Below are 25,046 nucleotides of genomic sequence, written 5' to 3' on the forward strand. Positions count from 1 at the left end.
GGGCCAGTGTTGCTCGTAGGGACGGGACCCTGCTGGGCGGCCGGGGTTCGGCAGGGCCGCGAGCCGTAGAAGGGCGCCTCTGATCGCGTCGGTCCAGGGCCAGTGCCCGGCGAGGCGGAGGATCCGTGTCCGTTCCCAAAGGATCTGGATCGAGGAGGTGTCTCTGAGCCGGGCCTTGTCAGTTCTCTGACCGCAGCGGAACGGGAGTGGATCACACAGCTGACTGCGCGGATCGAGGAACTCGGCCGACCCGTCGAGGAAGGGGTGCCTGTCAAGATCTGTGTGCCGCGACGCAACCGACACGGGGGCGCTACGAGGCCGCTTCGGCGACAACCCTCTGTGAAGAATGATGGGCGCTCAGGTTTCCCTGATGCGCCGTCAATCATTCAAGATCATCTTGCACGCGCGTTGCACAAGGTGCTGAAGAGCAACAGTGATCAGCGAAGGGTCGTGAAGGTAAGTATTCGCAGGTCAGCTGGCATGTCGAGGTGTCGTGCCCTTTGCCCTGGAGGGGCACGACACCCCACCCGTCAGATGTCCCGGAAGGGACCAGCCAGCGCTGTGACCTGCCGCGATGAGGGGTCTTTGGCTGCCGGCCTGCCTGCGCCCATGGTCTTTCGGTCGATTCATGCTCGTGCCGGTTGATGAAGCCGGAATCCCGGAAAGAGCCCCAGAGGGCCCCAGTGGCTGCCGGGGCGCCCTTTCGGTTCTACTCGACGCAGGGAAGTGCGGCGGGCATGTGCGCTGGCGGCCGGCCACGTTCCTCCGCGGCATGAGCGGTAGTCCCGGACACGGCCCGCGAAGCCTTCGTTCTACGCCGTGCAGAGCTGGGAGCTCCAGGACTGACCGAGCGCCTGCCAGGCTCCTGACGGCCCGACGACGCCGTCGCGGCAGGCGTCGGCCTCCCAGGTCTGGGGCGGCCTTCTCGGCGGTCTGCACCTTGACCTCCTTGGTGTCGACGGCCTTCCAGGGCTCGGCGTCAAGGAAGATGCATGGCCGCGCCGGAGTTGTCCTCATCCGTCCAGCCATGTCAACACCCCACTGTCCAACGGGAGATCCCCCTGGTCGTCGCTGTTGCTCTGCTCGTCACCGCGCTGGTTTTGTCGGGATCGACCTGCTGGCCGCCGCCTATGCTGCCGCCCTACGACCATCCGGCACGCGGCTACCACGTTCGTCACGGTCATCACCATGGCGGCTGCCGTGACCGTTGCTCCGGCCACGGTCCTGCCCTGAGGGGGCCGCTGGGGGTGGCCCCGGGCGACGCGCGGGTGACGCCCGGCCTCAGCCGGTGCCCTCCGGTCGGTGGACGGTCACGTCCCCGTGGACTGCGAGCGCTGTGGGCAGGTCGACCGGGGCGCGCCGGAGCGTGGCGTCCAGGAAGGACAGTGAGGCGGCGGCGGTGATGCGATGTCCCCCCGTGCGGCCCAGGGAGCCGACGACCCCGGGTACCGGCGGCAGATAGAGCGGGGCGTCCGTGAAGGTGAGGTGCGCGGCACCGGGGATGGTCAGCCGGTAGTTCGTCGCGGAACCGAGTTCCAGTACGCGGGTGAGCCGGGGCAGGTAGTCAGGGTCGGCCCCGGGGCCGATCTCCTGGGTCAGCGCCAGTACAGGTTGCCCGAGGCGCCCGTCGACAGGGCCGTGCGGGAAGCCGTCCAGATCGATGACCGCGCCGAACCGGCGGTCCTGGCGGGCCGCTTGCAAAGCAGCTGCGCCCCCCAGGGAATGCCCGGCCGCCGCCACCCGGCTGGTGTCGAGGCGCCCGGCCAGCGGTCCACCGGTGTCGTGCCGGGCGATACGCGTCAGTCGGGTGAGCACTGTGCGCAGGTCCGCGGCGCGCGTGTGGGTCCAGCCCTCCGCCAGTGCGGCGTCCTTCGCCGGGTCGCCGGTGGCGGATATCCGCGTGCGCAGCGTCCGGCCGTCCGCGAGGACGACGGCAGCGGAGTCGTACGGGTGGTCCACCGCGGCCACCACGTAGCCGTGGCTTGCCAGTTCCTCCGCCCAGGCAGTGTTCTGCGTGCGCACACCGCCCAGCCCCGGCGAGAACACCACCACCGGGAAACGTCCGCCCTCCCGGGCCACCGGTGCGTCGGCAACAGCATGGCCGCGGGCACGCGGCAGACCATCGAGCAGGAAGCCGGGGGCCCCCACGTAATCGGCCAGCGCCGAGGACACCGTGCGCGACTCGGCCTCGGTACGCCCGAGGTACGGCATCCGCCGCGCATCCGGGGCGCTCTGCCCGGCGGGATACCACAGCTGCGTCACCAGCGTGCGACTCTCGCCGTCCCGGCCGGCCCCGTCAGCGCGCGTGGACCACTCCAGAACCTGGGTACCGACCGGAAAGCGCCCTGACGGCTCAGGGAACTCCGGTACGGGCAGAGCCCACGCGGATACCGGGCCCGCCCCGATCAGGGCGGCGCACACCACGGACCCCGGCAGAGCCAGCCACCACGGGGCCCGCCACGGGGCCCTCCCGGTACGCCGCCGGAACAGCGGCGCGAGCGCGAACGGCGCCGCGACAGCCGACGCGGCCACCACCGGAACCATCTGCCATCGCAGCCCCGCGACGACGAGGACCGTCACCGACCCCACGAGCAGTGCTCCCCCTGCGAACGCGGATGGGCCCCGGAAACGGCCAGGAAGCCAGCGGGCCAGTACGAGGGCCGCCGCGCCGAGCACGGTGAGGACTTCCGGTACGGACATCGGGAACTCGGTGAGCGTTGCGGTCATGCCGTCATCCTCCGGGCGACGGCAGCCCGCCACATCAGTCTGACGTCGCGACCGAGTGCGACCTCAGGCTCATACGACGGTGCCAAAGGGCAACCTGTAGGGGTACGCCGTGGCCTGGCTGCAGGCGTCCGAGACACGCTGCGGCAATACCGGCGGCGAAAGCCGGCGGGCGGGAACTGCCCGGCCTCGTCCTGGACATCGACGCCACGCTGATCACCTGCCACACGGCCGCGGATCACATCGCGACTCTCAACGACGCTCTCGCGCAGATCCCCGATGCCCACCGGCACGGCACCGACATCCTCGTCCGCACCGACAGCGCCGGGTCCGCGAAGCCATTCCCCACCCACGTGCGGGACCTGCGAACACGGGGAATCCGCACCTTCTTCTCGGTGGGATACGCGGTCACCGAACCAGTCCGCCGCGCGATCCGGGCCCTGCCCGAGCAGGTCCGGCATCCCGCTCTCGACCAGGACGGCACCCTGCGCGAGACCGCCGAGGTCGCCCAGCTGACGGGCATGACCGGCCACCCGGACGGCACCCGCATCATCGTCCGCCGCGGACTTCCCCACCCCGGAGCCCAGCTCTCACTGTTCGACCAGGACGAGGGCATGCGGCACCAGGTGTTCCTCACCGACACCCCCATCAGTTCCGGCCCGGCCCAGTTCCTGGAGGTCCGCCACCGCCAGCACGCCACCGTTGAGGACCACATCCGGCGTGGCAAGACCACCGGATTCGGCCGCTTCCCCTCCCGCCGCTTCGACGTCAACGCCGCCCGGCTCGAACTCAGCCTCGCGGCGAACGACCTCCTTGCCTGGATCCGAGTCCTCCTGCTGGACGGCGAACTTGCCACTGCCGAACCCAAGAGACTCCGCTACCGGCTCCTGCGCGTCGGCGCCCGGATCACCCGGGGCGGACGCCGCCTCCGCCTTCGCATATCCGCGACCTGGCCCTGACGACATGAACCCGCGGCCGCGTTTCACCGCCTGGCCGCACTACCCCGTCCCGCCGGCTGACCCGCCGTCCCTGCCCACCTCGACCCAAGGACCTCGCAGAACCCGACCCCACGACGGGCCGTCACCATGCCCACCGCCCGACACGGCCTCAAACAATCTCGCTCGGCCGCCCGCAGCTCCAACTGAAACGCCGAGGTTAGAGCCTGATTCATGACACTCCCTCCGGATGATCCGGGCAAACGCCGAGGCGGGTCAGTGGAAGTCGCCACGCCGTGGTGTCCGGATATCGACTGTGTGGATCCGGTCAGCGGGGCGCGGCGGGCGAGCGGGAATCGGTGGGCCTTCCGGCCTCTGTGCAGTTCCTGTGGCATGTGCCACGTGGCCGGGAGGCGACCTTTTAGGTCATCCTCCTGGCGCCTGTTGACCCACCTATGGCCACGGCATAACGTCTCGATTGCTCCGCGTCGCAGACCAGCCATGCGGATGCCTGAGCGGATACCTGTCCTGCGCAGGGGTCTCTATTCACGGGGGAAGTTCCGGGCCGTTCGGCGGCCAGGAAGGACAGCGGGGGAAGGCGATGCCCAAGACGGGTGTGGTTCGAAGAGGCGCGCCCCGGCACACGTGGAAGCGGACCCAACCGGTGAGCGGTGCGGGGATTCCTTCACAGATGTGCAGGCTGTGCTCCTGTGCCTTCCGGACATCACCGACGGAAGTCGTATGAGCCGAACGGGCGGAAGGGCCCGTCGGTCACACAGGCGTGGGCGGGATTTCGGGTGGCGACGATGCCGCCGCGGGCCGGCGCCACGCGTATCTGATGTATTCGATCGGGGGCGTACATGGTGAATTCGGCTGTCGAGGGAAGCGGGGACCTGCCGCACATAACCGGCGGCGGTGACATGGGGGAGAGCCTGACCGACCTGTTGAGAGCCCAGGTCAGGTGGCATCCCGACAGGACGGCGGTGGAGTGCGGCCCGGAGCGGCTGACGTTTCGGGAGCTCGGCCGGTACAGCGCGGAAGCCGCCGCGTACCTGCGCGGGCTCGGGGTGGGGCGGGGCGACTGCGTCGGTCTTTTCGTCGAGCCTTCACTTGATCTCATGACAGGCGTGTGGGGAATTCTCGCAGCCGGCGGAGCTTATCTTCCGCTGTCACCGGACTATCCGGAAGAACGTCTCCGGTACATGGTCGAGGACGCCCGGGTCCGCGTGGTCTTCACGCAGGAACGGCTGCGGGAACGACTGGAGAGAATCGCTCCCCCCGGAACCACGGTCGTCACGCTGCGGGATGTGCTGAATTCGGCGGCGGGGGATACCGGAAAGGCGTGGCGGGAATCTGACCTCGGGCTGCCGGCGGAAGGTGATCCGGCGTATGTCATTTACACCTCGGGCAGTACCGGAAAGCCCAAAGGCGTCATGGTCGAACACCGCGCGATCGTCCACCAGATGAACTGGTTACGGACGGTGCACGGACTCGACCAGAACAGAATCGTCCTGCAGAAGACGCCCGCCAGTTTCGACGCCGCGCAGTGGGAGATCCTCGCCCCTGCCTGCGGCAGCCGCGTCGTCATGGGCGCCCCCGGCATCCACCGCGACCCCGAAGGGCTGATGCGGACCGTCGACGCGTATGGCGTGACCACCCTGCAGTGCGTGCCGACGCTGCTTCAGGCGCTCCTCGACACCGAGGAGTTCGGTCGCTGCACCTCCCTCACACAGCTCTTCAGCGGCGGCGAGGCGCTGTCCAGGAACCTGGCGACGCTGCTGCTCGACACCCTGCCGGGCTGCTCGCTCGTGAACCTCTACGGTCCGACCGAGTGCACGATCAACGCCTCCTCGTACCGCGTGGAGCGGGCGGACATGGAGTCAGGGCCGCAGTCCGTGCCGATCGGCTTCCCGGTCGACGGCATGCGCTTCCACATCCTCGACCCGTCGCGGTCGCCGGTCGCGGCCGGCGAGATCGGCGAACTGTACATCGGAGGCGTCCAGCTGGCCCGGGGCTACCTCCACCGGCCGGACCTCACGGCGGAACGGTTCGTCGACGACCCCGAGCGCGGGCGGCTGTACCGGACCGGGGACCTCGCGTACGGGAACGCCGACGGGAGCGTGCAGTTCGCCGGCCGGGCGGACAGCCAGGTGAAGCTGCGGGGCTTCCGCGTCGAGCTGGACGAGATCCGGCTGGCCGTCGAGTCCCACGACTGGGTCAGGAACGCGGCCGTGATCGTCAAGGACGACCCGCGCACCGGTTTCCAGAACCTCGTCGCCTGCGTCGAGCTGAGCCCCCGGGAAGCCGCGCTGATGGACCAGGGCCGGCACGGCACGCACCACCAGTCGAAGGCGAGCAAGCTCCAGGTCAGGGCCCAGCTGGCGGCCGTCGGCTGCCGGGACGCGGATGACGTGGCGGCCCGCGCGTCGGTCGCGCTGCCCGGTGCGGAGCCCACGCCGGAGCAGCGGCGCCGCGTGTTCGCGCGCAAGACATACCGGTTCTTCGAAGGCGGCGACGTCACGGAGGACGACATCCTGCGGCTGCTCGACGAGGACCGGGAGGACCGTGCTGCCGCGCGCTCGCCGCGTGAGCCCGCCGGGCTCGGTTTCGGCGAGCTCGGGGAGATCCTGCGCTACTTCGGCCGGTTCCTCAGCGAGGAGCGGCTCCTGCCGAAGTACGGGTACGCCTCGCCGGGCGCGCTCAACGCCACGCAGCTCTACTTCGAGCTGGCCGGCGGTCCCGCCGAGGTGCCCGACGGGCTGTACTACTACCACCCGCTGGAGCACCGGCTCGTCCTGATGGGCCCCCTTGCCGGCTCCGCGGCGCCCAGGGTGCGGCTGCACTTCCTCGGGCGGACCAGCGCCATCGAACCTGTCTACAAGAACAACATCCGCGAGGTCCTCCAGATCGAGGCCGGACACATGGTGGGGCTGTTCGACGAGGTGCTGCCCCACCACGGACTGGCGTTACGCGAGCTGGACTTCACCCCCGGGACGAAGGAACGGCTCGACTGCGCGGACGAGGACCACTACCTCGGCGGCTTCGAGGTGGTGCCCGCCGGACAGGGCGACCGCGACGCGGCCGCGCTCGACGTGTACGTCCAGGCGCACCCGGGGCGTGTGCCCGGGCTGCCCGGAGGCCAGTACCGGTATCGCCACGGCTCCGCGGGAGGCGGCGGTGCCCTGGAGCGGGTCGCCGACGACCTCGTACGCAAGAGGGACGTCATCGCCATCAACCAGGCCGTGTACGAACGCGCTAGCTTCGGCATCACCGTGTTCGGAGCGGCGGAGCGGGGCTGGCTCGGCTACCTCGACCTGGGGCGCAAGCTCCAGCGCCTCCAGATGAACCGCCTCGACCTCGGGTTCATGTCGTCCGGCTACAGCTCGGAGACCGGCGAGGACCTGCCCGCGGCCAAGCGGATGGCCGCCCTGCTCCCGGTGGCGGGGAGGCCCTCGTACTTCTTCGTCGGCGGGCGTGTGAGCGAGGAGCAGTGGCACAGCGAGGGCATGAAGGAGGACACCGTCCACATGCGGGGGCCCGCGGAGATGATCCGCGACGACCTGGTGACCTTCCTGCCGGACTACATGGTGCCCAACCGGGTCGTCGTCCTCGACGCCCTGCCGCTCACCGCCAACGGCAAGATCGACGTCCGGGCGCTGGCGAACTCCGAGGCGACGGACGTGACCGGCTCCGACTGCCCCTTCGTCCCGCCGAGGACGCGGACCGAGAAGCGGATCGGCGACATCTGGATGAAGGTGATGAAGCGCGATACCGTCTCCGTCCAGGACGACTTCTTCGCCAGCGGCGGGAACTCGCTCATGGCGGTCGCGCTCGTGAACCGCGTGAACCGGGAGCTGGGCGGCTCCCTCCCCCTCCAGGCGCTGTTCGACGCGCCCACCGTCGAGCAGCTCGCGCTGCGCGTCGCCGGCGGCGGCGCGCAGGAGGGCACCGACCAGGACGTCGCGCGGCTGGTGAAGCTGCGGGACGGGGAGGACGAGGCCGACGGGGCGGCGCCCGTGTTCTGCTGGCCCGGCCTCGGCGGGTACCCCATGAACCTGCGGCTGCTCGGCGACCGCCTGGGCCTGGGACGGCCGTTCGTCGGCATCCAGGCGTACGGCATCAACGAGGGCGAGACGCCGTACGCGACGATCCGCGAGATGGCCGAGCGCGACGTGCACGCCATCCGGCAGGTCCAGCCCTCGGGCCCGTACACGCTCTGGGGCTACTCCTTCGGCGCCCGCGTCGCCTTCGAGGCCGCGCACCAACTGGAGCAGGCGGGGGAGCGGGTCGAGAACCTGTTCCTGATCGCCCCGGGCGCGCCCGAGGTGCGGGCGGACGCCGCCGCCGTACACGGCCATGAACCCTCCTATCGCAACCGGGCGTTCGTCACGATCCTGTTCTCCGTATTCGCGGGGCGGATCAGCGGGCCGCTGCTGGAGGAGTGCCTGCGCACGGCGACGGACGACGAGAGCTTCGCGGCCTTCGTGGCCGGAGCCTTCCCGGGGCTGGACGGCGAACTGGTGCGGCGAATCGTACGGATCGTCCGCCTGACGTACGAGTTCACCTACACCTTCCCGGAGCTGAGGGGTCGGCGGATCGCCGCGCCGGTGACGCTCTTCAAGGCGCGCGGCGACGACAACTCGTTCATCGAGAGCGCCCGCGGCTACGCGGTCCGCGAACCGGCCGTCGTCACCCTCGACGCCGACCACTACGCGCTGCTGCGCGACCCGGGAGTCGACGAGCTGGTCCATGTGATCCGGCGCCGCCTCCGGGACCAGGAGAACACACGCAAGAAGGAGTTCACCTTGCCGCACGTCAACATCAAGCACTTCCCCGTAGCACTGAACGAGGAACAGGAGTCCGAACTCGTCGCCGCCGTGACGAAGGCCGTGCGCTCCGCCTTCCAGTGCGACGAGGGCGTCATCTCCATCGCGCTCGAAGCGGTCGAGCAGGACGCGTGGAACGAGCAGGTCTACCTCCCCGAGATCGTCGAGCGGGCCGAGCTGCTCCGCAAGACCCCCACGTACTGAGCCATTCAAGGAGATCCAGGACATCATGACGATTCCCCTCGCGTTCAGCGACGAGGTCGCCCAGGCGCTCGACACCGGTGCTCCGGTCGTCGCGCTGGAGTCCAACGTCATCACACACGGCCTGCCCTACCCGCACAACGCCGCCACGGCCCGCAAGGTCGAGGCCGCCGTACGGGCGGGCGGCGCGGTGCCCGCCACGATCGGCGTCGAGGGCGGCCGCATCCTCGTCGGTATGACCGACGAAGACATCGAGCGGTTCGCGTCCACGCCCGGTATCCCCAAGGTCAGCAGCCGGGACCTGTCGCTCGCGCTGGCCGGGGGCGGGATGGGCGCCACGACCGTGGCCTCGTCGCTGGTCGCCGCCGAGCTCGCGGGCATCCCGTTCTTCGCGTCCGCCGGGATCGGCGGGGTCCACCGGGGCGCCGAGACCACCATGGACATCTCGTCGGACCTGATCCAGTTCACCCGCTCGAAGGTCGCGGTGGTCTGTGCGGGTGCCAAGAGCATCCTGGACCTGGGACTGACCCTGGAATTCCTGGAGACCCACTGCGTCCCGGTCACCTCGTACCGCTTCGACGACTTCCCGGCCTTCTACTGCCGTACGAGCGGCTTCCGCAGCCCCCACCGGCTGGACGACGAGGAGCTGATCGCCCGCGCCATCGACACGCACTGGGCGCTCGGCAACCCGGGCGGGTTCCTCGTCGCCATGCCGATCGAGGAGGAGGACGCGATCGACAGCGCGGATGTGGACGCGGCGATCGCCGAGGCGACGGTCACGGCCGAGCGCGACGGCATCACCGGCAACGCCATCACGAAGTACCTGATGCGGGCGGTGGACCGGGTGACCGACGGCCGCTCCGCCCAGGCCAACATGTCCGTGCTGATCAGCACGGCGGAGCTGGCCGGCCGGCTGGCCGTGGCCCACGCGGGCGTGCGGGCGGCTGCCGCACAGGCGGAGGAGGTCCGATGAGCGCCGATGTCTCAGGTGACACACGAACGGCCCAGCCCCTCTCCGCCTCCCGCCCCGCGGCGCTGTTCGACCTCGACGGCACGCTCGTCGACACCCCGCGCGGCATCGTGGAGTCGTTCACCGCCGTCTTCGCCGCCCTGGGCACCGCGCCCGCGCCCGCCCCGGCCGAGATCCGGGCGACCATCGGGCTCCCCCTGGAGCAGGCGTTCGCCAAGCTGCTGGGCGTCGCGCCCGACGACGCGCGCGTGGCGGAGGGCGTACGCCGCTACCAGGAGGCGTTCCGCGAGATCGTGCTGCCGCGAGCGGTGGAGCTGCTGTTCCCCGGCGTACCGGACGGCCTCGCCGCGCTGCGCGACCGCGGGCTCGCCCTGGCCGTCGCCACCAGCAAGTTCTACGCCAGCGCGGACGCGTTGCTTCGGGCCGCCGGAATCCGGGACCTCTTCGAGGTCGTGCTCGGCGCGGACCAGGTCGAGCGGCCCAAGCCGCACCCCGACTCGGGCCACAGGGTGCTGCGCGAGCTGGGCGGCGTACCGGCCGAGCGGGCGGTGATGGTCGGTGACACGACGCACGACCTGCTGATGGCACAGGCGTGCGGGATGCGCTCTATCGCCGTGACATACGGCATCCACGGCCCGGCCGAACTGTCGACGGCCGAACCGACGTGGCTGGCGGACACCTTCGACGACGCCGTCGCACACATCATGGCCGCCTACGGAAACGACGGCTGACGAAGCGAACCGAAAGGCGGCGAAGTGATCGGACGGTCGAAGGACTGGCTCCTGGGCATCGCGGGCGGTGTGCTGCTCGCGACGATGCTCCACTACAACAGCCTGCTGGCGAAACACACGGCGCCGGCCTACGCGTCGTGGGTGGCCCACGGGGTGGGAGCCGTCGTGGCGTTGCTGCTCGTGCTGCTGACCACGTCGGGAATCAGGCTGCGCCGCGCGGAGCGGGGCGGTGAGGTGGAACCGGCGGCGCCGACGAAGCAGCCGCTCTGGTTCTACCTGGGCGGTATTCCCGGCGCCTTCACGGTCATGCTGGGCGCGATCACCGTCAACGGGAGCCTGTCGCTGTCCGGGACGATCGCCTTCATGCTCGTGGGCCAGATCCTCTTCGGCCTCGTGTCCGACCACTTCGGGCTGTTCCGGACGCCGAAACGGCGCATCGTCCCCATGGACGCCCTCGTGGCGCTCTGCGTCCTCACGGGCAGCGCGCTGATCCTCTTCGGAGGCGCCCAGTGATCCTCTCCATCCTGCTGGCACTGCTCAACGGCGCGTTCATCGTGGCGAGCCGCGCCATCAACGGTCGCCTCAGCACTGTCATCGGCCCGTTCCGGGCCTCGCTGTGGAACCACCTGGTGGGGTTCCTCTTCCTCACCACTGTCCTGGCCGTACTCAGCCAGTGGGAGTTCGGGGCGAAGCCGCCGCTCGTCGCGTACATCGGAGGTGTGGTCGGGGCGCTGTTCGTGGTCGTGAGCAGTTACGTGTTCCCCCGGCTCGGCGCGATGAACGCGGCACTGCTGGTGATCAGCGGCCAGATGATCACCGCCGTCCTCATCGACTGGCAGATCAAGAGCGTCACGCCCGGCCCTCCGCGCTGGCTCGGGGTGGTTCTCGTACTGCTGGGCGTCTACCTGTCCCGGGTCGCGCAGACGTCGCGTGAAGCCAGGAACGAGGACGCCGAGAACAACGACCCCACGAGCGAAGACCCCAGGAACAAGGACGCCGACGCCAAGGGCGACCAAGACGACGACAAGCACAAGGAGCAGGCGAAGTGATCGACTCGCCCGTGGTCAAGAAGCTGCTGAACGACCGCAGCCACCACATCGAATTCAACGGCCACCTCAGCAACCACGTCAAGCACGCCGTGGTCGCCCTGGCCCGCCTCGGTATGTCCCCGGAGCGCATCCAGGACTACTACGAGAACTACGCACGACTGACCACGTACGGCCACGGCCTCGAACCGGCCCGCCCCTCCACGTTCGACATAACGGACGACAACTGGCGGGACTTTCTGGGCCGCCGCATCGGCTTCGCCTCGTACTACACGTACTTCGACCGCAAGGTGGCCGAACTGGGCATGACGGAGGTGCTGCGCCGCTACAGCCCCGACCTGGTCCCGGGCTGGGTCGGCGCCTTCACGCACGCTGCCATCCACCTCGGCTGGGCGCTGGACGCCGAGAGCCGCTGCATGGCGGTGGAGGGCCTCGCGTACATGGCGTTCGCGTCCGTGCCGAGCCACCCCGACCGCATACGGCGCGACCAGGCCGCGCACCGGCGCCCCGAGGACGCCACCCCCATGGACTCCCTGCTGCGCGTCGCCGCCGCCTGGGACGCCGACCGCGAGGCGCTGCGCACCTGGGCGCAGGACGTCGGCACCGTGCCGGAATCGGGTGCTCCGGAAGGCGTCCACCCCGAACTCGTACGCTCCGGACTCCAGTTCCGCAATGCCCGCATGCTCGACGTCGGACACCCGCTCATGTACGACGCTCCCGCCTGGCTGGACGCACCGGACACCGCGGCCACCTGGGAGCAGCTGTACTACGCGGTCACGCTGCTCTACCTGGCCCGGCCGGGCGACTTCGTCCTGCTGCACCTCATCACGTCCCTGTACGCGATGGAGCAGATCGCCGAGCACCTCCCGGAGGAACAGCGCCGCGACGTCATCGCCTGCTACTGGACCGGGATGCTGGGCGTCGTCCTCGCCCAGGCCCAAGTGCCGAAGCGGGCCAAACTCGCCGCCCTGCACGCGCTGTTCCAGAGCGCCGTCGACGCCGGACCGGACGGGCTGCGCCGCATGGACTGGGAGCTCATCGCCGCCCGTTCCTTCGAGGAGGAGGAAGAGCACAACCCCAAACTCGTCCACGTCATGCGCCGGATGTGGGAGCGCACGGGCGGGCTCTCGGTCTACCGGACGGCCGCGGGCCAGTTCACGGACACGCCGCCGCTGCCGCCGTCCTTCGAAGAACCGCCGAACGAGTGACCCGAAACCCGAGCGACCACCGAAAGGACCAACACGACATGGTGAGCACGACCCCCGCAACCACGACCGCCACGGCCACCGCCGATCCGACCGCACTCGTGCACCTGCTGCCGCAGACCAACCAGCTGCGTGCCCTCCACACCGTCATGCGGAACCGCCAGGCCCGCCGCGAGGACTTCGTCTTCGCCGCCGAACGGGTCGTGCGGCTGCTGGTGGAGGCGGCCCTGGAGTTCGTCCCGTACGACAAGGACGACGTCACCACGCCGGTCGGCGCCACGTACGAGGGGCTGCGCCCGTCCCGCCAGGTGTGCGGCGTCTCGGTCGTGCGGGCCGGCGAGAGCATGGAGGGGCAGCTGCGCGCCGTATGCCCGTCCCTGCGCATCGGTAAGATCCTGATGCAGCGGGACCCGGAGACCAAGCTCCCCCGGCACTACTGGACGAAGCTCCCGGGCGACATCGCCGACTGCCACGTGCTCCTGCTGGAGCCGATGCTCGCGACGGGCGGCACGGCCGTCGCCACCATCCAACTGCTGCTGGAACAGGGCGTGGCCGAGGAGAACATCGTGTTCGTCAACCTCATCACCGTGCCCGAGGGCATCGAGGCGGTCACGCGGCGCTTCCCGAAGGTGCGCATCGTGACGTCGTCCATCGAGGAGCGCCTCAACGAGGACGCGTACATGGTCCCGGGCATCGGCGACTTCGGTGACCGCTTCTTCGGCACGGACATCTGAGGGCGATCAGCGATGGACTCCGTCCCCAAGGTGATCGAGAAGGCGGCGTGGCTGTGCCTGGACAGCGGCCGCCTCCTGGTCGCACGCACCCACGGCCGGGACGCCTTCTACCTCCCCGGCGGCAAGCCGGAGCCGGGCGAGAGCGTCCGGGACGCGCTGGTCCGCGAGGTGCGCGAGGAACTGGGCGTCGAACTGCTGCCGGAGAGCGTAGCGCTCCAGTTCGTGGTAGAGGCGCCGGCCCACGGCGGGGGGCCGGGCACGGTGGTGCGGATGGCCTGCCACAGCGCCGAGCACGTGGGCGTACCGGCACCGCACGGTGAGATCGCCGAGGTCGCCTGGCTCGGGTACGGCGAGGGCGACCGGGAACGCCTGAGCGTGGCCGCCCGGGCGGTCATGGCCCGGCTTGCGGCCCAACGAGTGGTGTTCGTCTGAAGAACTGCGCGGCGGCGTCGCTCCCACGGATCCCCGCTAGTCGAACAGGGACTCCCTTTACCACGACGCGCACTGAGAGGGCGGTTCGTGAGTTGGTGTCCGTTTCTGGTTGTCGTTGGGGATAGGGCTGCTGGTCGTCGGGGCGGCGGTCGGATACTGGAGCCTTCTGGCGAGCTTTTGGCGTCGGGGTCTGTCAATCGAACGGTGTATCGGGGGTGGTTGGGGTTACTGGCGGGCTGCGGAGAGCCGGCCGTCGAAGGTGATGTCGAAGGCGTTCAGGGCCGTCTTCCAGTGCAGGGTCCAGCGGGCTTGGCCCTTGCCGGTGGGGTCGAGGGACCTGAGGGACATGATCGCCATGTAGACGCACTTTCAGGGCGGCCTGCTCGTTGGAGCCCGTGGAGCGCGGTCCGTAGCCCACAGTGGGCCCAAAGTCCCAGAAGAAGTCCCAGAGAAGTCCCAGAGATGCCGCCGCACCCCTCCTTGACCCGCTAACTAGCAGGTCAGAGGGGGTGCGGCGGCATCCTCGTATCAAATATCCCGGAAGATCTCGATCTGCGCGCCCACCGAGTTGAGCCGCTCCGCCAGCTCCTCGTAACCGCGGTTGATGACATAGACGTTGCGGAGTACGGAGGTGCCTTCCGCCGCCATCATCGCCAGCAGCACCACCACGGCGGGCCGCAGGGCGGGCGGGCACATCATCTCGGCGGCGCGCCAGCGGGTGGGGCCCTCGACCAGGACCCGGTGCGGGTCGAGCAGCTGGAGGCGGCCGCCGAGGCGGTTGAGGTCGGTGAGGTAGATCGCGCGGTTGTCGTAGACCCAGTCGTGGATCAGCGTCTGCCCGTGCGCGGCGGCCGCGATGGCCGCGAAGAACGGGACGTTGTCGATGTTGAGGCCCGGGAACGGCATCGGGTGGATCTTGTCGATCGGCGCCTCCAGCTTGGAGGGCCGGACGGTCAGGTCCACCAGCCGGGTGCGGGCGTTGTCGGCCGCGTACTCCGGGGTGCGGTCGCAGTCGACGCCCATCTCCTCCAGGACCGCGAGCTCGATCTCCAGGAACTCGATCGGCACCCGGCGGATGGTGAGTTCGGACTCGGTCACCACGGCGGCGGCCAGCAGGCTCATCGCCTCGACCGGGTCCTCGGAGGGGGAGTAGTCCACGTCCACGTCGATCTGCGGGACCCCGTGCACGGTCAGCGTCGTCGTGCCGACCCCGTCGACCCGTACGCCCAGCGCCTCCAGGAAGAAGCACAGATCCTGGACCATGTAGTTGGAGGAGGCGTTGCGGATGACGGTCGTCCCGTCGTGGCGGGCGGCGGCCAGCAGCGCGTTCTCGGTCACGGTGTCGCCGCGCTCGGTCAGCACGATGGGGCGGCCCGGGGTGACGGTGCGGTCGACCTGCGCGTGGTAGAGCCCTTCCGTGGCGGCGATCTCCAGGCCGAACCGGCGCAGCGCGATCATGTGCGGCTCGATCGTGCGGGTGCCGAGGTCGCAGCCGCCCGCGTACGGCAGGGTGAACTGCTCCATCCGGTGCAGCAGCGGGCCCAGGAACATGATGATCGAGCGGGTGCGGCGTGCGGCGTCGGCGTCGATCGCCGCCATGTCCAGCTCCGCGGGCGGCACGATCTCCAGGTCCACACCGTCGTTGACCCAGCGGGTGCGCACCCCGATGGAGTTGAGCACCTCCAGGAGCCGGAACACCTCCTCGATCCTGGCGACCCGGCGCAGGACCGTGCGGCCCTTGTTGAGGAGCGAGGCGCACAGCAGCGCGACACAGGCGTTCTTGCTGGTCTTGACGTCGATGGCGCCGGAGAGCCGACGGCCGCCGACGACCCGCAGATGCATGGGCCCGGCGTAGCCGAGCGACACGATCTCGCTGTCGAGGGCTTCACCGATGCGGGCGATCATCTCAAGGCTGATGTTCTGGTTGCCGCGCTCGATGCGGTTGACGGCGCTCTGGCTCGTGCCGAGCGCTTCGGCCAGCTGCGTCTGTGTCCAGCCCCGGTGCTGACGGGCGTCACGGATGAGCTTGCCGATGCGTACGAGGTAGTCGTCTGACATGGCGGCAGGTTATCTCAGATATGAGATGAGGCGGCTGCGGGGGTGTGCTGTTCGAGTGACGTCCGTGCACTGGTCCCGCGAGCGCCCCCCTACTCGCGGCCCATGCTCCCCCGGGTGCGCGCACGTGGCGCGGGCTGCGCATCCGTACGGGGCTGGAGCGCCCCGTTCAGCCGTGGCGGCGGGCTATGGGTTGTTTCCAGTAGGTCAGGGATGGTTTCATCCCAATCACCCCCGCCCGGCACCTCATGGCCGCGACGGGTGTCGAGATCCGGCGGCTCCCGGCGCGCCGCCCAGGTGAACTCGTCCTCGTCCGGATCCGGTTCAGCCCTGAGGTGGAGGGACCGGCAGGGGCATCGCGATCGCGAAGATACCGTCGGGTGGAGTCGTCGGGCGATCGGCGCTCTTCTCGTCGCCCCTCCCGTCGACGGGGGGGGTAGCCGGGCCGTCCTCCCGGGTTCGCGGCGACCTCAGGGCAGCACGCGGTACGTCACATGGGTGACCGCGTTCCCGGGGTGCGTCTCCACCTGCTCAAGGTCCAGCGACGGCACGCCGTCGAACAGCCGTGTGCCGGCGCCGAGGGTGAACGGCAGGATGTGCAGCCGCAACTCATCGATCAGGCCGGCGGCGAGGTACTGGTTGATGGTGGTAGCACCGCCGTGGATCGACACATCACGGTCCCCGGCCGCCTCGCGAGCTCGCCGCAGAGCGGATTCGATGCCGTCGGTGACGAAGTGGAACGTGGTTCCGCCCTCCATCGGCTGCGGATCGCGCGGGTGGTGGGTCAGGACGAAGACCGGTGCGTGGTACGGCGGGTTGTCGCCCCACCAGCCCTTCCACGGCCGGTCCCACGCGCCGCGTACGGGGCCGAACATATTGCGCCCCATGACGAAGGCACCGACCGTCGTCAGCCGGTCGAGCGCGGCCTGCCGCTGCTCCGGGGTCTCGAACATCCAGGAGTGCAGCCGGTCGCCCCAGCCGTCGCCGGCGTCGTCGCCGAACGGGCGCTCCTCGCTCTGGCCGAGCCCGGCCGAGTACCCGTCGAGGGAGATCGAGAGCTCGCAGGTCACCCTGCCCGAACATCCGGTCACTGTGCCGCCCTCCTGGTGGCGACCTGCCGTCGCCTCGGCGGTGAACCGCCCGACGCGTTCACCATGGGGTAGACCGCTCCGAGCCCCCGAACTCATCGGGCCGTCGTGAGCCGCACTGCTGTGAGCCTCGCACCGAACCCCCGGCCCGGACACTCAGGGCCTCAGGGGGCCGGGGCCTCAGAGTCTCAGGCCCCGGCAGCGGGCCTCGGCGCGCGGCGCAGCCGTTCCTCCAGCGCTTCGAGCAGGCCGGGCAGGTCGGGGGCGACGGCGAGGTCCTCCAGGGTGGAAGCGGCGAGGAAACCCGCGTCGGTGAGGCCGTGCAGGGCGCCGATCAGGGGTGTCCAGAAGCCCCCGGCGTCGAGGAAGCCGACGGGCTTGGCGTGCAGGCCGAGCTGACGCCAGGACCACACCTCGAAGATCTCCTCCAGGGTCCCCAGCCCGCCGGGCAGCGCGACGAAGGCGTCGGCGCGGTCGGCCATGATGGCCTTGCGCTCGTGCATCGAGTCGCAGATCACCAGCTCCGTGACCTCCTCGCGCGCCCACTCCCGCTCGATCATGCTGCGGGGCATGACGCCGATCACCTCGCCGCCCGCCTTCATCGCGGAGTCCGCGAGGATGCCCATGAGTCCGGTGCTGCCGCCGCCGTAGACGAGCCCGATCCCGCGCCGTGCCAGGTCGCCGCCCACGTGCGCGGCCAGCTCGGCATGGGCGGGGTCGTGCCCGTCGGACGAGGCGAGGAAGACGGCGAGGCGGCGCATACGGACTCCCGGGTACGGCTGCGGTGGACGGTCCGGTCTACCACGCTTGTGCCCATCGAGATCGAAGACAGCCACGTGCAGCGCGCTGACCTGGGGCGACTGCGCGCTGGTCGGGGGTGGCTGCCGCTGAGCTGGGGCGACCGGGCTGGATGTCCATGGGTGCGGTCCGTCTCGGGTGAGGCAGGGGGTGCTGTCGCGTGAGGTTGGTGCCGCTAGATGATTGAGTCCAAGGGCTCGTAGCCGTTGGCCGCGGGCGACCGGTGTCGCATGTCGCTGCCGTCGCCCGCCCAGCACGTGCGAGGCGTGCCCGTTTCATTTTGGAGGTCTTGGAGGTCAGCGGAGAGCACGCGACGCACGCTTCAGCGCCTCGGTGGACGTCTGGGGCGGGGCCCGGCTGGGAAATGGCCTTGAGTCTCCAGTGACTGGAGACAGCAGAGTGGGGGACATGGACGTTACGACCCTCTACTCGATCGGGGAGCTCTCCCGGCGGACCGGCTTGCCTGTGAGGACCATCCGGTTCTACTCCGATTCGGGGGTGGTAGCGCCGACCACCCGTAGTCCCGCCGGTTATCGGCTCTACGACCTCGACGCACTGCTTCGTCTGGAACTCCTGCGCACACTGCGCGAGCTGGGCATGGACCTGCCCACGATTCAACGGGTGCTGGACCGCGAGCTCTCGGTGGCGGACGTCGCCGCGGCGCACGCCGACGCCATGGACGTCCAGATCCGGATGCTGCAACTGCGTCGGAGCGTTCTGCGAGTCGTGGCCAGCCGCGGGTCCAGTCCCGAGGAGACCAAGCTCATGCACAGGCTCACGCAGTTGTCCGGCGAGGAACGCCGACGTTTGATCGACGATTTCATGGATGGCACCTTCGGCACAGTGGATGCCGACCCGGGCGCGGTGGCCATGGTTCGCGCTGCAACTCCCGACCTCCCCGACGATCCGACCAGCGAGCAGGTCGCCGCGTGGGTGGAACTCGCCGAGCTGGTCAGCGACGAGGACTTCCGTGCCCGGATGCGCCGGACGGCCGTACGCCAGGCCGCCGGGCGCCCGCTCGACATCGAGCGCGATGCCGGCGAGGAGCTGATGCAGTTCACCCGTCAGAAGGTGGCTGAGGCCAGGAAGTCGGGCATCGAGCCGCGCAGCGACAGAGCCGCACCCGTCATCGACGACCTCGTGCACCGCTTCGCCGAGGTGTTCGCGCGCACCCCTGACACGGAATTCCGGGACTGGATGGCGCAGCAGTTCGAAGAGGCGCACGATCCCCGGGTGGACCGGTACTGGCAGCTGGTGTGGATCGTCAACGGCTGGCAGGTAGTACCAAACCTGATCCCGGTGTACCCCTGGCTCACCCAGGCCCTGCGAAATGACCGCGCCGCATAGTCACCGCAGTGGGCACCGACCCGGATCCCTGAACGAGTCCAAGGGATCACCTGCGGACATGAGACCAGGTCGTCCAACGTCGATGTGTGACCAACGACCTGGACACCCTCACAACGGCACTCTATGCCCGGATTGACGACGAGTTGAAGGCTTCGCCGTGGACTGGCACCGTGGCGGCCTGCCGTCGTGATCACGCCCAAGCTCACCCACGCCGAGCTGATCACGCTCGCGGTCATGCCAGCGCTGCTCGTACCCACCTCTGAGCGGCGCTGGCTTCGCCGCGTCGGGCGGGACTTCGGCCACCTGTTTCCCTACGTGCCCCAGCAGTCCGGCTGCAACCAGCGGCTGCGCGCCGCGTTCTCACTGCTCACCAGCATGATCCGGATCGTGACCCGCGATACCTCACCGCGGAGCGACGATGTGTGGCTGGTCGACTCCACACCGGTCGGTTGCGGGTGCTCCCCCGAGAGACGGCCAAACGCTCGGACCTGGCAGGCTGGGCCCAGTACGGCTACTGCGCATCACACTCGCGATACTTCTGGGGACCGCGTCTGCACCTGGTGTGCACGCTCGGCGGACTGCCGGTCCCCTTCGCCCTCACCGGAGCCAAGGCGGACGAGCGCGAAGCGCTGCGCGACATGCTCGATACCGCGCCAGACGTCCTCGCCGCTCACCCCGGCAGACGATCATCGGGGACAGGAACTACTTCGGCCGCGAGTTCGAGCACGGCCTTGCCGAGCGTCACCTGAAGCTGACCCGGCCGGCCCGCAAGGGGGAAGCCGATCCGGCCGGGTCACACCTTTTCGAACCGCGGCGGCAGGTGATCGGGCCGATCAATCAGACCTTGAAGGCGCAGCTCAACCCGGAACGGCACGGCGGCAAGAGCCCGGCAGGGCGTCGGCCCGGGTCTTGTGCCGGATCCGCGCACTCACAGCGGCGATCTGGCACAACGACCAAACTGGACAGCCCCGCGCCGCCGAAGAATCAAGCGATCACTCACGGCCTACGATCACTGACCGCAACGACACCCCCTGGAATCATCCACCTAGGCGGAACTGGTGGTGGTGCCGGTCGGCAGGGCCTGCTGATAGAGCGCCATCAGCACACCGTGCACGGGCTGGTCCTCTGCATCTTCCTCGGTCTCGTCGACCAGTTTGGCGAGTGCCTCGCCGAGTTCTCTTGCCTTCGCGGGATCGAGACGCAGGTGGCGCAGTGTCAGGTGGGTCTCGGTGGGAGAGAGGTCCAGCTCCTGGGCGACTGCGGCGAGCATCGCGGCGGTGCCCGCCGCTCGGGGTTCGGCGACGATCATCTGCCGGGCCGTGCGCTGGTAGTACTGCTCGGTGCCGCCGCGGACCTGGCGGGTCTCGGCGATGTGGACCAGCCCGGCCTCGCGGAGCACTTTGAGGTGATGGGCCACGTTGCCCTTCTTCGCGTCGAGCTGCGCCGCAAGCTGGCTGGTGGTGGCAGGCCGGTGGCCCAGGGCGAAGAGCAACCGCTGACGCAAGGGGTGGGAGAGCGCCGCGAACTGTTCGGGCGCACCGATCTCCAGGACGTCCTCAGGAGGCGGCGGATAGGGAGGCTGATCACGCATACCGAAAGTGTCTAAATCTTTTGACGTTTTCGCAAGGGTGGTGCTCTACTCCCTGCCATGACGACTCCGACGAAGCTTGTGCCGACCCCTGTCATCGACGAGACGGCCCGGCTGCTGACCGAGCACTACGTTTTCCCCGAGATAGCCGAGCAACTGGCCGACCTGCTGCAACGGCGCCTCTCGGAGGGTGCCTACGACGTCGACGGCGCCGAGGAGCTCGCCCGCCTGGTCACTGCGGACCTTCAGTCCGTCAACGGCGACCGTCACCTGAGACTGAAGCACCACGCCGACCCGGTGTCCCCGCAGAGGGGGGCTGCCACCCGGGACGCCATGCGCCGGGACTTCGACTCCTCTCTCGGCGGTGCGCCCCAGGTGCGGTTGCTCGACGGAGGGGTCGCCGTGGTGGAGCTGGCGCCGATGCTGTTTCCGCTGGAGTGGGCCGCCGAACCGCTGAGCGCCGCGCTCACCCTCGCCTCCCGCGCCCAGGCGCTGATCGTGGACCTGCGTGCCAACCGGGGCGGCGACCCGGACACCGTCGCCTTCGTCTGCAGCTACCTGCTCGACGAGCGCACCCACCTCAACACCATGTACTGGCGCGGCGGCGAGCGCGGCGAGCAGTCCTGGAGCCTGCCCCACGTTCCCGGCGCGCGCTTCGGCGGCAGCAGGCCGTTGTACGTGCTGTGCAGCGGCACCACCTTCTCCGCCGCCGAGGAGCTGGCGTACGACCTCCAGCAGCTCGGCCGCGCCGTAGTGGTCGGCGAGCCCACCCGCGGCGGCGCGCATCCGTGCCAGGGCTGGACCGTGCACCCGCACCTGGAAGCCACCGTCCCGGTCGGCCGTGCCGTCAACCCCGTCTCCAGTACGAACTGGGAGGGCGTCGGTGTGCAGCCGGACGTCCCTTGCGCCGCTGCTGACTCCCTCGACCGCGCCCTGGCTCTGGCCCGACTGGCAGGCTGACCCGGTCCAGCTCATCGGCAGCACTGCGCGCAGCGCCTCCTCCCGCCCACGCCGGTGGCTGATCCCGCGGGCGGAGCCCCCCCCGTCCCCGGCCGCCGCCCCCGGCGCGCTCACCCTGCGCAACCAGGTTCGCTGGTCCATCGCCTGGATTGGATGACAGGGGACAAAGGGCACCTGGGCATGACCGAGCGGCGGCTATGTACTAGAGTTATCTCGACATCGAGATATCTGCCGAGGTGCACCACAGCCGCCGCCCGGTAAGGGTTACCTAACTAAGCCTTACCTTAGCGGATGGTCGGGGCCGTAGACGGCAAAACGCGGCGCCGACTGCCAATGAGGCGCGGCGCGGAGATACGCGCACATTGAAGAAGGAGACTGTCGTGTCGGCGAACAGCTTCGACGCCCGCAGCACGCTGCGCGTGGGCGACGAGTCGTACGAGATCTTCAAGCTGGACAAGGTAGAGGGCTCCGCGCGCCTCCCGTACAGCCTGAAGGTTCTGCTGGAGAACCTGCTCCGCACCGAGGACGGCGCGAACATCACCGCCGACCACATCCGGGCCATCGGCGGCTGGGACTCCCAGGCTCAGCCCAGCCAGGAGATCCAGTTCACGCCGGCCCGCGTGATCATGCAGGACTTCACCGGCGTGCCGTGTGTCGTGGACCTCGCCACCATGCGTGAGGCCGTGAAGGCGCTGGGCGGAGACCCGGCGAAGATCAACCCGCTGGCCCCGGCCGAGCTGGTCATCGACCACTCCGTCATCGCCGACAAGTTCGGCACCAAGGAAGCCTTCGGCCAGAACGTCGAGCTGGAGTACGGCCGGAACAAGGAGCGCTACCAGTTCCTGCGCTGGGGCCAGACCGCCTTCGACGAGTTCAAGGTCGTCCCCCCGGGCACCGGCATCGTCCACCAGGTGAACATCGAGCACCTGGCCCGCACCGTCATGGTCCGTAACGGCCAGGCCTACCCCGACACCCTCGTCGGCACGGACTCGCACACCACCATGGTCAACGGCCTCGGTGTGCTCGGCTGGGGCGTCGGCGGCATCGAGGCCGAGGCCGCGATGCTCGGCCAGCCGGTCTCCATGCTCATCCCGCGCGTCGTCGGCTTCAAGCTGACCGGTGAGCTGAAGCCCGGCACCACCGCCACCGACCTCGTGCTGACCATCACCGAGATGCTCCGCAAGCACGGCGTCGTCGGCAAGTTCGTCGAGTTCTACGGTGAGGGCGTCGCCGCCACCTCGCTCGCCAACCGCGCCACCATCGGCAACATGTCGCCGGAGTTCGGCTCCACCGCCGCGATCTTCCCGATCGACGACGAGACGCTGAAGTACCTGCGCCTGACCGGCCGCGACGAGCAGCAGGTCGCCCTCGTCGAGGCGTACGCCAAGGAGCAGGGCCTCTGGCTCGACCCGGCCGCCGAGCCCGACTTCTCCGAGAAGCTGGAGCTCGACCTCGCCACGGTCGTCCCCTCCATCGCCGGACCGAAGCGCCCGCAGGACCGCATCGTCCTGGCCAACGCCGCGCAGCAGTTCGCCCAGGACGTCCGCAACTACGTCTCCGACGACGAGGAGGCGGGCAAGGAGTCCTTCCCGGCCTCCGACTCCCCGGCGTCCTCCAATGGTGTCCCGTCGAAGCCGACCACCGTCACGGCCCCCGACGGTTCGACGTACGAGATCGACCACGGCGCCGTCACCGTCGCCGCGATCACCTCCTGCACCAACACCTCGAACCCCTACGTCATGGTCGCCGCCGCGCTCGTGGCGAAGAAGGCGGTCGAGAAGGGCCTGACCCGCAAGCCGTGGGTCAAGACCACCCTCGCTCCGGGCTCGAAGGTCGTCACCGACTACTTCGACAAGGCGGGCCTGACCCCCTACCTCGACAAGGTCGGCTTCAACCTCGTCGGTTACGGCTGCACCACCTGCATCGGCAACTCCGGCCCGCTGCCGGAGGAGGTCTCCAAGGCGGTCAACGACAACGACCTCGCCGTCACCTCGGTGCTCTCCGGCAACCGCAACTTCGAGGGCCGCATCAACCCCGACGTCAAGATGAACTACCTGGCGTCCCCGCCGCTGGTCGTCGCGTACGCCATCGCCGGTTCGATGAAGGTCGACATCACCAAGGACGCCCTCGGCGTCGACCAGGACGGCAAGCCCGTCTACCTGACCGACATCTGGCCCACCGAGGCCGAGGTCAACGACGTCGTGGCGAACGCCATCGGCGAGGACATGTTCAACAAGTCCTACCAGGACGTCTTCGCGGGCGACGCTCAGTGGCAGGCGCTGTCGATCCCGACCGGCGACACCTTCGAGTGGGACTCCGAGTCCACCTACGTGCGCAAGCCCCCGTACTTCGAGGGCATGACGATGGACACGACCCCGGTCGAGGACATCACCGGCGCCCGGGTGCTCGCCAAGCTCGGCGACTCGGTCACCACCGACCACATCTCCCCGGCCGGTGCGATCAAGGCCGACACCCCGGCGGGCAAGTACCTCACGGAGCACGGCATCGAGCGCCGTGACTTCAACTCCTACGGCTCGCGCCGTGGTAACCACGAGGTCATGATCCGCGGCACGTTCGCCAACATCCGCCTGCGCAACCAGATCGCGCCGGGCACCGAGGGCGGCTACACCCGCGACTTCACCAAGGACGACGGCCCGGTGTCGTTCATCTACGACGCCTCGCAGAACTACCAGGCCGCCGGCATCCCCCTCGCGATCCTCGCGGGCAAGGAGTACGGCTCCGGCTCGTCCCGCGACTGGGCCGCCAAGGGCACCGCGCTCCTCGGCGTCAAGGCCGTCATCGCCGAGTCCTACGAGCGCATCCACCGCTCGAACCTCATCGGCATGGGCGTCCTCCCGCTCCAGTTCCCCGAGGGCCAGAACGCAGAGACCCTCGGCCTCACCGGCGAGGAGGCCTTCTCCTTCACCGGCGTCACCGAGCTGAACAACGGCACCACCCCCCGTACGGTGAAGGTCACCACCGACACCGGTGTGGAGTTCGACGCGGTCGTCCGCATCGACACCCCCGGCGAGGCGGACTACTACCGCAACGGCGGCATCCTGCACTACGTGCTGCGTCAGCTTGCCGGTTCCTGACCTGAGGTGAACGAGCGCCCCGCCCCCGCATCTCGCGCGGGGGCGGGGCGCTCGCGCGCGACGGGGCGGAAGGCGTGCCTGCGAGCGTGACCGGACGCGATCTGTTCCCGGAGCGGAGCTGCGCGTCCTACGACGACGAAGAACCCCGTACCCGGTACCCAGGTACGGGGTTCTTCTGCCCTTGCGAGCGTGCGGCGAACGAGCGCCGCCACGGTGTCAGACGTCAGCCGGTCGGAGGGGCATCCAGCCGCTGTGGCTCATCGCCCCGCCCCTCCCCCTCGATGGCACGGATGAACTCCTCGTGGGCCGGT

At 69.5% G+C, this 25,046-nt stretch carries 17 protein-coding genes and 2 pseudogenes; 13 read left to right on the forward strand and 6 right to left on the reverse strand.

Features of this window, described 5'->3' with window-relative positions:
* Positions 1-1,281: 1,281 nt before the first annotated feature.
* Positions 1,282-2,727 (reverse strand): alpha/beta hydrolase family protein, encoded by a 1,446-nt coding sequence (locus ACZ5WC_RS12480; RefSeq protein WP_468540758.1) that lies wholly within the window; start codon positions 2,725-2,727, stop codon positions 1,282-1,284.
* Here ACZ5WC_RS12480 and ACZ5WC_RS12485 point away from each other — a divergent pair.
* The 9 genes from ACZ5WC_RS12485 to ACZ5WC_RS12525 all read left to right on the forward strand — a co-directional run bounded on the left by ACZ5WC_RS12485 (position 2,718) and on the right by ACZ5WC_RS12525 (position 13,804).
* Positions 2,718-3,683 carry a transposase gene (locus ACZ5WC_RS12485; RefSeq protein ID WP_468540759.1) on the forward strand — a complete coding sequence of 322 codons (966 nt, stop codon included), beginning with the start codon at positions 2,718-2,720 and terminating at the stop codon, positions 3,681-3,683. The genes ACZ5WC_RS12480 and ACZ5WC_RS12485 overlap by 10 nt on opposite strands.
* An 896-nt stretch (positions 3,684-4,579) precedes the next feature.
* Complete coding sequence (locus ACZ5WC_RS12490; protein WP_468540976.1) at positions 4,580-8,689, forward strand: amino acid adenylation domain-containing protein; 4,110 nt, start codon at positions 4,580-4,582, stop codon at positions 8,687-8,689.
* A gap of 25 nt (positions 8,690-8,714) precedes the next feature.
* The gene (locus ACZ5WC_RS12495) at positions 8,715-9,659 is read left to right on the forward strand and encodes a pseudouridine-5'-phosphate glycosidase (RefSeq protein ID WP_468540760.1); all 945 of its coding nucleotides are present in this window, start codon (positions 8,715-8,717) and stop codon (positions 9,657-9,659) included.
* Positions 9,656-10,387, forward strand: a complete 732-nt coding sequence (locus ACZ5WC_RS12500; RefSeq protein ID WP_468540761.1) for an HAD family hydrolase — start codon at positions 9,656-9,658, stop codon at positions 10,385-10,387. Before ACZ5WC_RS12495 ends, ACZ5WC_RS12500 begins: the two co-directional genes overlap by 4 nt.
* A 24-nt stretch (positions 10,388-10,411) precedes the next feature.
* Complete coding sequence (locus ACZ5WC_RS12505; RefSeq protein ID WP_468540762.1) at positions 10,412-10,900, forward strand: DMT family transporter; 489 nt, start codon at positions 10,412-10,414, stop codon at positions 10,898-10,900.
* Positions 10,897-11,436, forward strand: a complete 540-nt coding sequence (locus tag ACZ5WC_RS12510) for a DMT family transporter (protein WP_468540763.1) — start codon at positions 10,897-10,899, stop codon at positions 11,434-11,436. Before ACZ5WC_RS12505 ends, ACZ5WC_RS12510 begins: the two co-directional genes overlap by 4 nt.
* Positions 11,433-12,641: a questin oxidase family protein gene (locus tag ACZ5WC_RS12515; RefSeq protein WP_468540764.1), complete on the forward strand. Its 1,209-nt coding sequence runs from the start codon at positions 11,433-11,435 to the stop codon at positions 12,639-12,641. The genes ACZ5WC_RS12510 and ACZ5WC_RS12515 overlap by 4 nt, the downstream gene beginning before the upstream one ends.
* A 38-nt stretch (positions 12,642-12,679) precedes the next feature.
* A complete protein-coding gene (gene upp, locus ACZ5WC_RS12520; RefSeq protein ID WP_468540765.1) occupies positions 12,680-13,372 on the forward strand; it encodes a uracil phosphoribosyltransferase in 693 nt (230 codons plus the stop codon).
* A 12-nt stretch (positions 13,373-13,384) separates the two neighbouring features.
* Positions 13,385-13,804 (forward strand): NUDIX hydrolase, encoded by a 420-nt coding sequence (locus ACZ5WC_RS12525; protein WP_468540766.1) that lies wholly within the window; start codon positions 13,385-13,387, stop codon positions 13,802-13,804.
* A gap of 225 nt (positions 13,805-14,029) precedes the next feature.
* Here the strand turns inward: ACZ5WC_RS12525 and ACZ5WC_RS12530 are convergent.
* The 4 genes and pseudogenes from ACZ5WC_RS12530 to ACZ5WC_RS12545 all read right to left on the reverse strand — a co-directional run.
* A pseudogene (locus tag ACZ5WC_RS12530) lies at positions 14,030-14,173 on the reverse strand (IS256 family transposase); the annotation flags it as partial.
* A gap of 159 nt (positions 14,174-14,332) precedes the next feature.
* Positions 14,333-15,862, reverse strand: coding sequence for a helix-turn-helix domain-containing protein (locus ACZ5WC_RS12535; RefSeq protein ID WP_468540767.1), 1,530 nt, complete (start codon positions 15,860-15,862; stop codon positions 14,333-14,335).
* A gap of 467 nt (positions 15,863-16,329) precedes the next feature.
* Complete coding sequence (locus ACZ5WC_RS12540; RefSeq protein ID WP_468540768.1) at positions 16,330-16,950, reverse strand: dihydrofolate reductase family protein; 621 nt, start codon at positions 16,948-16,950, stop codon at positions 16,330-16,332.
* A 185-nt stretch (positions 16,951-17,135) separates the two neighbouring features.
* Entirely contained in the window at positions 17,136-17,708 is a 573-nt protein-coding gene (locus ACZ5WC_RS12545) for an LOG family protein (RefSeq protein WP_468540769.1), read from the reverse strand.
* A gap of 445 nt (positions 17,709-18,153) precedes the next feature.
* On the opposite strand from ACZ5WC_RS12545, the gene ACZ5WC_RS12550 reads away from it, so the two are divergent.
* Together ACZ5WC_RS12550 and ACZ5WC_RS12555 are read left to right on the forward strand one after the other, a co-directional pair.
* On the forward strand, positions 18,154-19,092 hold the full coding sequence (locus tag ACZ5WC_RS12550) for a helix-turn-helix domain-containing protein (RefSeq protein WP_468540770.1): 939 nt from the start codon (positions 18,154-18,156) through the stop codon (positions 19,090-19,092).
* Between the two features lie 86 nt (positions 19,093-19,178).
* Positions 19,179-20,108: pseudogene (locus tag ACZ5WC_RS12555) on the forward strand (IS982 family transposase).
* Between the two features lie 29 nt (positions 20,109-20,137).
* On the opposite strand, the gene ACZ5WC_RS12560 reads toward ACZ5WC_RS12555, so the two are convergent.
* The gene (locus ACZ5WC_RS12560) at positions 20,138-20,683 is read right to left on the reverse strand and encodes an ArsR/SmtB family transcription factor (RefSeq protein WP_468540771.1); all 546 of its coding nucleotides are present in this window, start codon (positions 20,681-20,683) and stop codon (positions 20,138-20,140) included.
* Positions 20,684-20,740: 57 nt separating this feature from the next.
* On the opposite strand from ACZ5WC_RS12560, the gene ACZ5WC_RS12565 reads away from it, so the two are divergent.
* Together ACZ5WC_RS12565 and acnA are read left to right on the forward strand one after the other, a co-directional pair.
* The gene (locus tag ACZ5WC_RS12565; protein ID WP_468540772.1) at positions 20,741-21,640 is read left to right on the forward strand and encodes a S41 family peptidase; all 900 of its coding nucleotides are present in this window, start codon (positions 20,741-20,743) and stop codon (positions 21,638-21,640) included.
* 380 nt (positions 21,641-22,020) lie between these two features.
* Complete coding sequence (acnA, locus tag ACZ5WC_RS12570) at positions 22,021-24,735, forward strand: aconitate hydratase AcnA (RefSeq protein WP_468540773.1); 2,715 nt, start codon at positions 22,021-22,023, stop codon at positions 24,733-24,735.
* The last annotated feature ends 311 nt before the right edge of the window (positions 24,736-25,046 follow it).

The organism is Streptomyces sp. NPDC033165 (assembly GCF_055577965.1).

Bases quoted from the DNA above. Each gene is read 5' to 3' on its own strand.
- ACZ5WC_RS12480 (WP_468540758.1), bottom strand. From the start codon at position 2,727: ATGACCGCAACGCTCACCGAGTTCCCGATGTCCGTACCGGAAGTCCTC.
- ACZ5WC_RS12490 (WP_468540976.1), top strand. From the start codon at position 4,580: ATGGGGGAGAGCCTGACCGACCTGTTGAGAGCCCAGGTCAGGTGGCAT.
- ACZ5WC_RS12495 (WP_468540760.1), top strand. From the start codon at position 8,715: ATGACGATTCCCCTCGCGTTCAGCGACGAGGTCGCCCAGGCGCTCGAC.
- ACZ5WC_RS12500 (WP_468540761.1), top strand. From the start codon at position 9,656: ATGAGCGCCGATGTCTCAGGTGACACACGAACGGCCCAGCCCCTCTCC.
- upp (WP_468540765.1), top strand. From the start codon at position 12,680: ATGGTGAGCACGACCCCCGCAACCACGACCGCCACGGCCACCGCCGAT.
- ACZ5WC_RS12525 (WP_468540766.1), top strand. From the start codon at position 13,385: ATGGACTCCGTCCCCAAGGTGATCGAGAAGGCGGCGTGGCTGTGCCTG.
- ACZ5WC_RS12535 (WP_468540767.1), bottom strand. From the start codon at position 15,862: ATGTCAGACGACTACCTCGTACGCATCGGCAAGCTCATCCGTGACGCC.
- ACZ5WC_RS12545 (WP_468540769.1), bottom strand. From the start codon at position 17,708: ATGCGCCGCCTCGCCGTCTTCCTCGCCTCGTCCGACGGGCACGACCCC.
- ACZ5WC_RS12550 (WP_468540770.1), top strand. From the start codon at position 18,154: ATGGACGTTACGACCCTCTACTCGATCGGGGAGCTCTCCCGGCGGACC.
- ACZ5WC_RS12560 (WP_468540771.1), bottom strand. From the start codon at position 20,683: ATGCGTGATCAGCCTCCCTATCCGCCGCCTCCTGAGGACGTCCTGGAG.
- ACZ5WC_RS12565 (WP_468540772.1), top strand. From the start codon at position 20,741: ATGACGACTCCGACGAAGCTTGTGCCGACCCCTGTCATCGACGAGACG.